The organism is Aurantibacter sp. (genome assembly GCF_039941195.1).
Taxonomy (GTDB): Bacteria; Bacteroidota; Bacteroidia; order Flavobacteriales; family Flavobacteriaceae; genus Aurantibacter_A.
In genome coordinates, this window is the sequence record NZ_JBDVFA010000038.1 from 19,740 (window position 1) to 32,500 (window position 12,761).

General features: G+C 32.0%; 11 protein-coding genes. 10 read left to right on the top strand and 1 reads right to left on the bottom strand.

The genetic code is table 11. The features are described 5' to 3' along the window. The first annotated feature begins 84 nt into the window (after positions 1-84). The 10 genes from ABJF52_RS07215 to ABJF52_RS07260 all read left to right on the top strand — a co-directional run bounded on the left by ABJF52_RS07215 (position 85) and on the right by ABJF52_RS07260 (position 12,452). Positions 85-1,251 carry a DUF4105 domain-containing protein gene (locus tag ABJF52_RS07215; RefSeq protein WP_348148415.1) on the top strand — a complete coding sequence of 389 codons (1,167 nt, stop codon included), beginning with the start codon at positions 85-87 and terminating at the stop codon, positions 1,249-1,251. A gap of 7 nt (positions 1,252-1,258) precedes the next feature. Continuing rightward, positions 1,259-3,139: an ABC-F family ATP-binding cassette domain-containing protein gene (locus ABJF52_RS07220; protein ID WP_348148418.1), complete on the top strand. Its 1,881-nt coding sequence runs from the start codon at positions 1,259-1,261 to the stop codon at positions 3,137-3,139. Positions 3,140-3,147: 8 nt separating this feature from the next. Beyond that, the gene (locus tag ABJF52_RS07225; protein WP_348148421.1) at positions 3,148-3,645 is read left to right on the top strand and encodes a hypothetical protein; all 498 of its coding nucleotides are present in this window, start codon (positions 3,148-3,150) and stop codon (positions 3,643-3,645) included. Positions 3,646-3,662: 17 nt separating this feature from the next. After that, a complete protein-coding gene (locus ABJF52_RS07230; RefSeq protein ID WP_348148424.1) occupies positions 3,663-3,809 on the top strand; it encodes a hypothetical protein in 147 nt (48 codons plus the stop codon). 39 nt (positions 3,810-3,848) lie between these two features. Continuing rightward, positions 3,849-4,424, top strand: coding sequence for a cob(I)yrinic acid a,c-diamide adenosyltransferase (locus ABJF52_RS07235; RefSeq protein ID WP_348148427.1), 576 nt, complete (start codon positions 3,849-3,851; stop codon positions 4,422-4,424). A 135-nt stretch (positions 4,425-4,559) separates the two neighbouring features. Next, on the top strand, positions 4,560-4,784 hold the full coding sequence (locus ABJF52_RS07240; protein ID WP_013994285.1) for a DUF2795 domain-containing protein: 225 nt from the start codon (positions 4,560-4,562) through the stop codon (positions 4,782-4,784). A gap of 183 nt (positions 4,785-4,967) precedes the next feature. After that, positions 4,968-8,333 carry a preprotein translocase subunit SecA gene (secA, locus tag ABJF52_RS07245; protein ID WP_348148430.1) on the top strand — a complete coding sequence of 1,122 codons (3,366 nt, stop codon included), beginning with the start codon at positions 4,968-4,970 and terminating at the stop codon, positions 8,331-8,333. 243 nt (positions 8,334-8,576) lie between these two features. Beyond that, positions 8,577-9,449 carry a DUF1593 domain-containing protein gene (locus ABJF52_RS07250; protein ID WP_348148433.1) on the top strand — a complete coding sequence of 291 codons (873 nt, stop codon included), beginning with the start codon at positions 8,577-8,579 and terminating at the stop codon, positions 9,447-9,449. Between the two features lie 146 nt (positions 9,450-9,595). Then, positions 9,596-10,813, top strand: coding sequence for a sensor histidine kinase (locus tag ABJF52_RS07255; RefSeq protein ID WP_348148436.1), 1,218 nt, complete (start codon positions 9,596-9,598; stop codon positions 10,811-10,813). A 1,036-nt stretch (positions 10,814-11,849) separates the two neighbouring features. Beyond that, positions 11,850-12,452, top strand: coding sequence for a hypothetical protein (locus tag ABJF52_RS07260; protein WP_348148439.1), 603 nt, complete (start codon positions 11,850-11,852; stop codon positions 12,450-12,452). Between the two features lie 34 nt (positions 12,453-12,486). Here the strand turns inward: ABJF52_RS07260 and ABJF52_RS07265 are convergent. Then, positions 12,487-12,761 (bottom strand): hypothetical protein (locus ABJF52_RS07265; RefSeq protein ID WP_348148442.1); only part of this gene is annotated, 275 nt, incomplete at its 5' end.

The following is a 12,761-nucleotide window of genomic DNA, read 5'->3' on the forward strand; positions in this document are numbered from 1 at the left end:
GTAAAAATAATACAAATTACATTGCTTTTACCTAGTGCCATATTTTATTCGGATATTTGCGTTCCACACCCAGATAAATTAGTAATGCGGAAATTTATTCTTCTTGTTTTTATATTAATTTTCGTAAACAACGCATATTCGCAGAAAGTGCAACTTTCTGCGAGTTCAAAAATAAGTGTACTAACATGCGGACCTGGTGAAGTATTATATACTGCATTCGGACATAGTGCAATTAGAGTTCAAGACCAAGCTCAAAATATTGATGTCGTTTACAATTTTGGAGTTTTTAGTGCTAGAGGAATGGAATTTTATTATGAATTCTCTCAGGGTAGAATGGATTACCTATTAGCCCGAAGTTATTTTTCAGATTTTCTTTATGAATATAAATTAGAAAATAGATGGGTTAAAGAACAACTTCTAAATCTTGACCTAAAACAACGTAACGAACTTTTTCAGTTTTTAGAAAACAATGCCAGACCAGAAAATAGAATCTATAAATATGATTATTTATTAAACAATTGTGCTACAAAAATATGGGATGTACAAAAAAATGTTTTTGGCGACCAATTAATTTTTGACCCAAATTATATTGATACGCTTTATACATTTAGAGAGCTAATGCAGCAAAATTTAAAAACAAATACTTGGGGGCAATTTGGCATAGACTTGGCTTTAGGCGCTGTAATTGATAGAAAGGCTACCCCAGAAGAACATATGTTTTTACCAGAATATGTGAGCAAACAATTGAAAAAATCTAAATTGGGAAACCAAGTACTTAGTCCAAACGAAAAAGAAATAGTAGCATCGATAGAACAGGAAGTTGAGAATAACTTTTTTTTGTCGCCACTTTTCTGGTTTCTTATAGGTTTAATAATTACTGGACTTGTTACTTATAATGACGTTAATAAAAATAAACGAAGTCGTTGGTTCGATTTTTTACTTTTTCTCATTACCGGACTACATGGCTTGCTTATATTTTATTTATGGTTCCTAACAGATCATATATGGACTGTAAATAACTTCAATATACTTTGGTTATTTCCATTAAACATAATTACCGCATTCTTTTTGCTAAAAAAGTCGCTGCCAAAATGGCTTCCGAAATACTTAATCTTATTAATAACACTAATTAGTATTACATGTATTTTATGGTTAGTTAAAATTCAATCGTTCTCAGTTTTAATCATCCCAATTATATTATTATTAATCATTCGTTATCTGTTTTTATATAGCAGATTTTCTTCAAAATAATTTCCCAATGAACTTAGCCACAATAGAACGTATTAAAAAATCATATGGAGAATTGGTCCTATTTGAAGACTTGTCCTTTGGCATAAATAAAGATCAAAAAATTGCTTTAATTGCTAAAAATGGAACGGGTAAAACTTCTATTCTTAAAATATTAGCGGGATTAGATGCCGCCGATGCCGGCCAAGTAAATTTTAGAAAAGATATTAGAGTTTCCTTCTTGCAGCAAGAACCAGATCTTGATCCTAATTTAACAGTTGAACAGACTATTTTCGCATCAGACAACGAAGTATTGAAGGTCATTGAACGTTACGAAAAGGCTCTAAAAAATCCAGAAAATGAAGATTTGTACCAAGCCGCCTTTGAAGACATGGAGCGTTACCAAGCTTGGGATTTCGAGACCTTATACAAACAGATTTTATTCAAGTTAAAATTGGATGATTTATCTGCAAAAGTGGGCAAACTTTCAGGTGGACAAAAGAAAAGACTATCGCTTGCAAATGCTCTCATTAATAAACCTGATTTATTAATTTTAGATGAGCCTACCAACCACTTAGATCTTGAAATGATTGAATGGTTGGAAGAATACTTTGCTAAAGAAAACTTGTCTTTATTTATGGTTACACACGACCGTTATTTCTTAGAACGCGTGTGTAACGAAATATTGGAATTAGATAATGGACAACTCTATTCATATAAAGGCAATTATAGCTACTATCTTGAAAAAAAGGAAGCACGTATTGAGCAAGAAGATGTTGAATTACATAAATCTAAACGCCTTTTTAAAAAGGAATTAGATTGGATGCGCCGACAACCTAAAGCGCGTACCACAAAATCAAAATCTAGAATTGACGATTTTTCAGAAATAAAAGCAAGGGCTAATAAAAGACGAAATGACCATGAAGTTCAGTTGGAAATTAACATGGACCGTATGGGAAATAAAATTTTAGAACTACATAAAATTTCAAAAGCATACCCAGGCAAAACTATTCTGAACCAATTTGAATATAATTTTCAAAGAAAAGATCGAATTGGCATAATAGGAAAAAATGGTACTGGAAAATCTACTTTTTTAAATTTAATTACTGGTAATGACAAGCCCGATGCTGGTAAAATTGTAACTGGAGACACCTTAAAATTTGGATACTATACGCAAAGTGGTATTCAAATAAAAGAAGGCCAAAAAGTAATTGATGTAATTAAAGAATTTGGCGATTATATTCCTTTAAAAAAAGGAAGACAAATTTCAGCCCAACAACTTTTAGAACGTTTTCTTTTTGACAGAAAAAAGCAATATGATTTTGTTTCAAAATTAAGTGGTGGTGAAAGAAAACGCTTGTATTTATGTACTGTTCTAATTCAAAACCCTAATTTTTTAATACTAGATGAACCTACTAATGATTTGGATATAGTTACTTTAAATATTCTAGAAAACTTTTTATTAGATTTTCCAGGTTGCTTAATTGTGGTATCTCACGATCGTTATTTTATGGATAAAATAGTAGATCACTTATTTGTTTTTAAAGGCGAAGGTGAAATAATGGATTTCCCTGGAAATTATTCCGATTATCGAGATTATGAAAGTAGTCTTGTGCTTGCTGAAAGAGCGAAAAAAGAAGCAGAAAAACAAGAAGCAAAAACTAAAAAGTCTTGGAAAAACGATAGCCAGAATAATAAGTTAACTTATACCCAGCAAAAGGAGTATAATAAGCTAGAGAAAGAAATTCTACAATTAGAAGAACAAAAAGAGAAAATTCAAAATCGATTTTCAACCGAATCTTTAGAAGGTGATGAAATAGATACGCTTTCAATGCAATTAAAACAAACGATAGATTCTATAGAAAGAAAAACGGAACGCTGGTTCGAACTTTCTGCAATTGTTGAAGGTTAAGATTAAAAATGTCTAGGTTTCTTAAATATTTAAAATTTTTATCATCTGCCACCAATCAGCATGGGGTACACTCCCCTTTTGTGTATAATTATATTACTAAATGTATTTATAGCGATAAGCTTTATAAAAAAGCTAAAACTTTAGATGTATTGCTAAAAAGCATTATTTATTTCAATTATAAGTTTATAAATGTTGTGGACAATGCTTTGGTTACAGATTTGATACATGAAAAAATCAAAGAATGTCAGTTCGATAATACTGTTACTGACCTTACATACGTAGATGAAATTTCCATTGAATTAATAAATACATTTTTTTCAAACGAAAAAACACATAATGATTCGATGCTCATAATTAATGATATTTATAAAAATGAAGGTTCAATTAATTTATGGCAACATTTAATAAATACAGAATTGGCAACGGTAACGATAGATTTCTTTTATTGTGGCGTTGTATTTAAAAGAAAAGAACAAGTGAAAGAACATTTTAAGATTCGACTGTAAACTAGTAATTTTAAAACATGGACAAATCAATATATATTGTAGTAGGCGTTCTATTCGCTATTTATCTCGTTATTTCAATGCGTAATAGAAATAGGGCTAGAAAACGTAAGTCTAAAAAATTTATGGAAGGTAATACCCGCAAGGAAAGAAAAAGTAATGATTAGTGTTTTTTAGATTTAAGAATTTAAACCTGACTATTAATTATGAAAATATATACTAAAACCGGTGATAAAGGTCAAACATCATTATATGGTGGTACTCGCGTATCTAAACATCACCTGCGAATTGACGCTCTTGGCTGTGTTGATGAATTAAATTCTTGGATTGGTTTACTTAAAGACCAAGAAATTGAATCACACTACAAAAAATTACTTTTAGAAGTTCAACACAAACTATTTACATTGGGTGCCATTTTGGCAACCGATCCTGAAAAGGCTATTTTAAAATCTGGCAAAGAACGATTGAATATTAATATAATTAATGCAACGGATATTAGTCTGTTAGAAGATGAGATTGATAAAATGAATAATTCATTACCTGAAATGACGCATTTTATACTTCCTGGCGGTCATACAACTATCTCATACTCCCATATCGCACGTACAGTTTGTAGAAGAGCTGAAAGAACAGTGTCTTTATTAAACGAGCAGCAAGCCATAGAAATTAATGTTCTTGCTTATATTAATAGATTATCAGATTACCTATTCGTATTGGCACGAAAATTGACATTAGAATTAAACGTGGATGAAATAAAATGGATGCCTACCAAAAAGGACTAATAAATCCGTAATTTATCCGTTATCAAATTATTAAGGCTGAAATAATTGTAAAAACTGAATAAAATAAGTCCAAAAAGCTTGGCAGTGTCAGTAATAAAATTATTTTTGCAAAAAATTAAAAATCAAATTACTACGATGTATTGGACATTAGAATTAGCATCTTATTTAAGTGATGCACCTTGGCCCGCCACAAAAGACGAACTAATAGATTACTCTATTAGAACAGGAGCACCTCTAGAAGTTGTAGAAAATCTGCAATCTATGGAAGAAGAAGGTGGTGAAATTTACGAATCCATAGAAGAGATTTGGCCGGACTACCCAACGGAAGAAGACTACCTCTGGAACGAGGATGAATATTAAAATATAGACCTAATTGTGTCTTAAAAGTCTCTTCGGAGGCTTTTTTTTTATGTAATTTTGTCAGCTATTAAAGATGTTTTCTAGGAAAATCAGAACTGGAATACCTTTTGCTTTACTGTTGATGATAATTTTCAGAAGTAAACCTAAGTTTTTCAGGTGATTCAGAAATAACAAATACCGATTATGAGTTTACTCAATTCTATCTTAAAAACGTTCGTTGGCGATAAGTCTAAAAAAGATGTCAAAGAACTACAACCGCTACTAAATAAAATAAAATCTTTCGAACAAGCCCTTGAAGCCCTAAGTATTGATGAACTTCGAGCGAAAACCGAAGAATTTAAATCTAAAATAAGAGATAGCTATTCAAAAGAAACTAGCAAAATAGAAGAACTTCAAGAAAATGTAAAGGCCTCAAAGGATATTGATAAAAATGAAGATATCTACGCTGAAATTGATAAGCTTAAGGATGATATCTACGCAATTTCAGAAAAAACTCTAAACGATATTCTTCCAGAAGCATTTGCTGTTGTAAAAGAAACTGCTAAACGTTTTGTAGCGAACAAAACATTAACTGTTAAGGCCAGTGAAAGAGATAGAGAACTTTCAGGAACTAAAGAATATGTTACACTAGATGGTGACAATGCCATTTGGCAAAACTCTTGGAACGCTGCAGGAAAAGAAGTTACCTGGGATATGATTCATTACGATGTGCAACTTATCGGAGGTATAGCTATGCATCAAGGAAAAATTGCAGAGATGCATACTGGTGAAGGTAAAACCTTAGTTGCCACTTTACCCCTATATCTAAATGCTTTAACTGGAAATGGAACCCATTTAGTAACAGTTAATGATTATTTGGCGAAGAGAGATAGCGCATGGATGGCTCCAATTTTTGAATTTCATGGACTAACGGTTGATTGTATTGACTATCATAAACCAAATTCTGACGGTAGACGAGCTGCTTACAATGCCGATATCACTTATGGCACCAACAACGAATTTGGATTTGACTACTTACGTGACAATATGGCTCATACGCCAAAAGACCTAGTGCAAAGACCACATAATTATGCCATAGTAGATGAAGTTGATTCTGTTTTAGTTGATGATGCTCGTACGCCGCTAATTATTTCAGGACCAGTACCCGAAGGTGAACGTCATGAGTTTAACGAATTAAAACCAAAAATTGCGGATATTGTTCAGAAACAAAGACAATATTTAACAGGTGTTCTTGCGGAAGCTAAAAAGAAAATTGCTGAAGGTGACACCAAAGAAGGAGGATTTCTATTACTTCGTGTACACAGAGGTTTACCAAAAAATAAAGCACTTATAAAATATTTAAGTGAAGAAGGAATAAAACAGTTATTGCAGAAAACTGAAAATTACTATATGCAAGATAACAATCGTGAAATGCCGATTGTTGATGAAGAATTGTTATTTGTAATTGAAGAGAAAAACAATCAAATTGAATTAACTGATAAGGGAATTGAACATATATCTGGAAGTAGTGACAACAAAGACTTCTTTATTATGCCAGATATAGGAGGTGAGATTGCGAAAATTGAAAATCAGAATCTTGATATAGAAGAAGAAGCAGAATTAAAAGATAAATTATTTAAAGAATTTGGCGTTAAAAGTGAACGAATTCATACCATGCGTCAATTATTAAAAGCCTATACCCTATTCGAAAAAGATGTCGAATATGTAGTAATGGAAAACAAGGTGATGATTGTTGATGAACAAACCGGTCGTATTATGGACGGTCGACGTTATTCAGACGGACTTCATCAAGCCATTGAAGCCAAAGAAAATGTAAAGATTGAAGCCCTTACGCAAACATTTGCTACAGTTACTTTACAAAACTATTTTAGAATGTATCGCAAACTTTCGGGTATGACAGGTACAGCAATTACGGAAGCTGGTGAATTTTGGGAAATTTACAAACTAGATGTAATGGAAATTCCTACCAATAGACCTATTGCCCGAGATGATAGACACGATTTAATTTACAAAACAAAACGAGAAAAATATAATGCCATTATTGATGAAGTTACCAAACTTTCTCAACAAGGCCGACCTGTTTTAATTGGTACAACTTCTGTTGAAATTTCTGAACTGCTTTCACGTATGCTTACTATTCGAAAAGTTCCTCATAACGTACTGAATGCTAAATTACATAAGAAAGAGGCTGATGTAGTTGCTGAAGCAGGTAATGCCGGTGTTGTTACTATTGCTACAAACATGGCAGGTAGAGGTACCGATATTAAATTATCAAACCAAGTTAAAGATGCTGGTGGATTAGCAATTGTGGGGACAGAAAGACATGATTCTAGACGTGTAGACAGACAGTTGAGAGGTCGTTCTGGTCGTCAGGGAGATCCAGGAAGTTCTCAATTTTATGTTTCATTAGAAGATAATCTAATGCGATTATTTGGCTCGGAACGTGTAGCTAAAATGATGGATAAAATGGGACTAGAAGATGGTGAAGTAATTCAGCATTCTATGATGACTAAATCAATTGAACGAGCACAGAAAAAAGTTGAAGAGAATAACTTTGGTGTTCGTAAGCGTTTGTTGGAATACGATGATGTAATGAACGCCCAACGTGAAGTTGTATATAAAAGAAGACGACATGCACTACAAGGTGAGCGCTTAAAAGTAGATATTGCTAATATGGTTTATGATACCTGTGAGGTAATAGCAGAAACTAATAAAAATGCAAACGACTTTAAGAATTTTGAGTTTGAATTAATTAAATTCTTCTCTATAACTTCCCCAGTTTCTGAAGCAGAATTCTCAAAAATGGGCTTTCAAGAATTGGCAAATGCTATTTATAAAACTGCATACGACCATTATCAAGTTAAGATTGAGCGTAACGCAGCAACAGCGTTTCCGGTAATAAAAAAGGTCTACGAAGATAGTGCTAATAAGTTTGAACGCATCGTTGTTCCTTTTACGGACGGCATAAAAACCTTAAATGTTGTAACTAACCTTCAAGATGCTTATGATAGTGATGGAAAGCAATTGGTTACAGATTTTGAGAAAAATATCACGTTAGCAATAATTGATGACTCGTGGAAAACACACTTGCGTAAGATGGATGAATTAAAACAATCTGTTCAACTAGCGGTCCACGAACAAAAAGACCCTTTATTGATTTATAAGTTTGAAGCTTTTGAATTGTTTAAATCTATGATTGAAAAGGTTAACAAAGAGGTTGTTTCATTCTTGTTTAAAGGTGAGCTGCCAAGTGGAAACCCTAATGAAATTCAAGAAGCACGGCAAACACAACGCCCAAAAGTGAATATACAAGCTTCAAAAGAAGATATTCCAAATAGTGATGAATTAGCAGCTTTAAATAGAGCTGCTGGTCAAAGTCAAGGGCAAAGACAACAAGTTACCGAAACTATTATTCGAGATACTCGTAAAATTGGAAGAAATGAAAGAGTTACAATTAAGAATATAATGTCAGGTGAGAGTAAAACCTTAAAGTACAAACAAGCCGAAGTCTTAATTAACAAAGGTGAATGGGTTTTAACCGAAGATTAAAACATCTCAAAACTTTATAACAAGGCGATTTAAAACATCGCCTTTTTTTGTGGTCAAAATTCAATATATTTAGAAGAACATTATAAACTATTGAAATTGAAAACCAAAACATTTCGAAATTTAGACCTTGTTAACATCAAAAGAAAAAGGATTAATTTTAAGTACAGTTTATTATTAATTTTTATTTGTTCTATTTGTACTGTCTCCACCATTAAGGCACAATCCGAACTACCAAGAATAATTGTGAGCACTGACATTGGTGGTGATGATCCTGATGATTTTCAATCGCTAGTTCATTTATTAGTATATGCAGATAAATTTAATATTGAAGGGTTGATTAGTTCGCCACCAAGTAAGGGAAGAAAAAAAGATATTCTTGAAGGTATAGCTGCTTATGAAAAAGATTTTGATCAGCTTAAATCTCATTCATCAAATTATATAGCCCCCGAAATTCTTAGATCACGAACAAAACAAGGTGCATTAAATCCACAAGCCGAAGAAATTCCAAAGGAAGTATCTGAAGGTGCCAAATATATTATTGAAAAGGCTTTGGAAGACAACACACAGCCCCTTTGGATTCTAGTCTGGGGATCAATTACAGATGTTGCCCAAGCAGTACATCACAACCCAAAAATAAAAAAGAAAATACGTGTTTATTCTATAGGATCATGGAATACCTGGCAAGATCCGAAGGCAAGAGAATATCTTTTTAATAATCATAAGGACTTATGGTGGATAGAAAATGACCATACATTTAGAGGAATGTATCAAGGTGGGTATCAAGAAAATGAGTATGGTAATATCTCTTTTGTTTCTTCTAATATTAAAGATTTCGGTGCATTAGGTAAACTTTTCTATGAACAAAAGAAAGATATTAAAATGGGTGACACACCTTCTGTCCTATATTTTTTGTCAGGAAATATTAATGACCCAACAGATTCTAGTTGGGGTGGATCTTTTATTAAAAATTCACATGGTGCTAATTACTGGGTCGATAATCCGGTAGATTCCCTAAGAACTTCCAAGCACATTGGTGCAAAAACAGTGAGCAAACATCGAATCGAGTACTTAGATGATTGGAAAAAAAGAATGGCGATACTTAGTAAAAACCCGTAGAAACTACTTGCTAATCAACATAATTAAGTGGATAAGTCTTGAAATTAATAGAAAACATAGTTAGTTTTACTCATTCAAACATCCCAACATATAGTAAATAGCGTATTTCTCTAGCTACTATTATCGAAAAGGAAAACATTTCTACCATGGAAGAAAAAGATATAATCAGGCAGGATCGTCTTGCAAATCAAGCCAGATTAGTTAAACGGGTTTGCTACTTTACCTCGTTTTTCGCATTAGTTTTCGGTACACTTTGCTTTTATGCTCTAAATATTAAAGAAGTAATACCTCATATATTTTGGACTTTTGGAGTTATAAATCTTTTGAATATAATTTTATATAATTACCACAAAAACTTAGTACTCACCTATAATATTGTGTCCATTATGACCTTGGCAGGGGCAATAATAATTACATTATATAGCGGTGGTATTAATAGTCCTTTTATTTTTGTTTTAGCCCTAATTGTAGTCGCTGGTTACGTTTCTACCAAATCTTATGGTAGTCTCTACTTGAATCTGAATTTACTTATAATCGTACTTATTTATTCACAGAGTATAACCGACTACACCTTTACCACAAACGTAATTCCTGAACAATCAAGAGATTTATTTGCCCTAGTTAGTGTTTTATTTTCAGTATACTTAATTGGAGGGGTTTTTGGCAAAAACTTACTTCATGCCCATCATAACCTATATAAAAGCAAGGAAGAAATAGAAAAGAGGATTAATGAGAAAGAAACGCTATTGAAAGAAATTCACCACAGAGTAAAAAACAATTTACAAACTGTTTCTAGCCTGTTGAGTTTACAGTCAAGAAACCTTGTAGACCCAAAAATGAAAAGCTTAATAAAGAGTAGTCAAAATCGTGTTATTTCAATGGCAATGGTACATGAAATGCTATACATGCGCGATGATCTCTCGAAAATTGAATACAAGTCATATGTTAAAGAGCTTAGCGAATATTTAATACGTTCTTTAAAAGGCACCGAAAATAATGTGAAATTGAATTTAAATATAGAAGATGTAAAACTCGGAATTGATACCGCTATACCATTAGGACTCTTAATTAACGAAGCAATTACTAATGCGTTAAAATATGGTATTAAAGATGATTTAGCCGGTGAAATAAATATTGAACTTAAGAAAGAAAGTTTGGAAGATTTTGTTTTAAATATAGGTGATGATGGAGTTGGTATGCCTGAAGAGGTGACCTACAAAAACACAAAATCGTTAGGACTAAAATTAATAAATAATCTTACTAGACAACTTAGAGGAACTATTACAAGAGACCTGACGAAGAAAGGAACAAACTACGTTATTAGATTTAGAGACATTGGTCAAAAATTACATTCCGTAGCTTAAGAACTATGTAAAATAAATAAAAAAGGCTGCTTTTTTTTTTAAAAGCAGCCCTTTTTAGTATCCTAATAGTTTTCTCTTTTATTTCTTAACACGAACCTTAATAGGTCGCATTTGATGTTTCTTTTTAAATGAAACCGCTATTGTTCCAAGAACTAAAGCTATTCCGGTAATTAGTGCTATTAGTATCATTATCATATTTTAGATTAGTGCTTTACCCCCATTCTGAACGGCCTAGCTATTTCTTTATTTCAATTATTATGCCAACTTTGAAGTATTTCCTTTAAGACTAAAAATCACAGCTTTTTTAACTCGTATGTTCTTAAACCTATACAACCTTACATACTCTAAATTATTGTTGTCTACTATCTTAATCTTTTCACAATTGTGAGAACCATAAGTGCTATCATCCAAAAAAACACCCATTTGACTATGTTGAATTTTACTTTCACGCTTTTCTCTATTTTGTGTTTGTGCTAATTCACCTTACAAGATTTTAAGAACTAATGTTAAAATTGCCTTCATGATTAGGTTATATTACCTGTTAATCTGGTTACTTAAATATAACTTCCATGTTCGATTGTCTTACGAAAAAGACGCCCAAAAACTATTAATTTCGGTGACTAGAATAATGTTAGTTAAAACCACGAATATTATCGATGTAACAAATAAGTGCTTTTGCCGAAAAACGACTTTAAAAGTAATTCAACGAAGAATAAAGAGATAAAAACGGTCGTTAATCCTTATTTTTTGCTGATTTTCGAATAGATATGGTATTGCGTTTATTTTATTTCAAATTTGTAATAGACCAATTCTTACACTTGACATTACTTAATATTGAACCAAGACCTCCATGGTAATCATTTAAGTAACACTTTTGATTAATAATTTTATTTGTATTTATCTAATTCATCTTAAACTCATCATTTGTATAAAATTGATGTGATTTCGATGCACAACATACAGCACATTGAAGATTACATTAGGATTATAAGGCAATAATAATCACTCAAAAACACAACCATTAATTAAATAATACATGAACAACGGGCCTATTCCTGAAATAGTAACAAAAAAGAAAAGTGGAACTGAATTATTCCAATTTAACAATGAAAATTTAAATATTAGCTTGACACAATTTTGGAGTTGGAATCAATCAAACTTAATTGAAAATAGAACACGAGGGCTTTTAGCAGAGTTTATAGTGAAAAATGCGCTAGAAATTAAATCTGAATATCGTGTTGAATACGCCAATTTTGATTTAATAACGACGGAAGGACTTAAACTTCAAATAATATCAGCAGCTTATATACAAAGTTGGACGCAGCAAAAACTCTCTGAAATAAAATTTGGTATTGCCCCTACAATAGGCAGTAAAGAAAATTCCAACTTTGATGGCATTAAAAGACGTTGGGCAGATTATTATGTGTTTTGCGTTCTAAACAATAAAGATCAAAACACAATTAATCCATTAGATTTAAGTCAATGGACCTTCTATGTGTTAAAAACAGAAATTTTAAATCTATTTAAACAAGATCAAAAAACTATAGGGTTGAATTCACTTCTTGAATTAAGGCCTATAAAATGTGACTACTTAGGACTTAAAAAAGCAATTGAGCCCGAAGAAATAAGACTGCATTAAAATATAAATTGCTAATTGAGTAATTCGGTGCGTATTAAGCTTTTTTAGCTCTGTTTCTTTTAGTTGTAAAAGACAATGCTTTTTTAACTCTGCTGTTTGTTCTTCTGTATAAACGAGCTACTTCAGTATTCTTTTCAGCAGTTGCTTCTTCAACTGTAATTTCTGTACTAATTGTCATTTCAACAGTATCGATGTTAACTTCTGTAGTTGCAGTTTGTGCTTGTGCAGCTACTCCGATAAAAAGAACAAAAATTAAAGTTGCGATAGTTTTCATGACTGTTTGCTTTATATATATAAAACCCACAGACC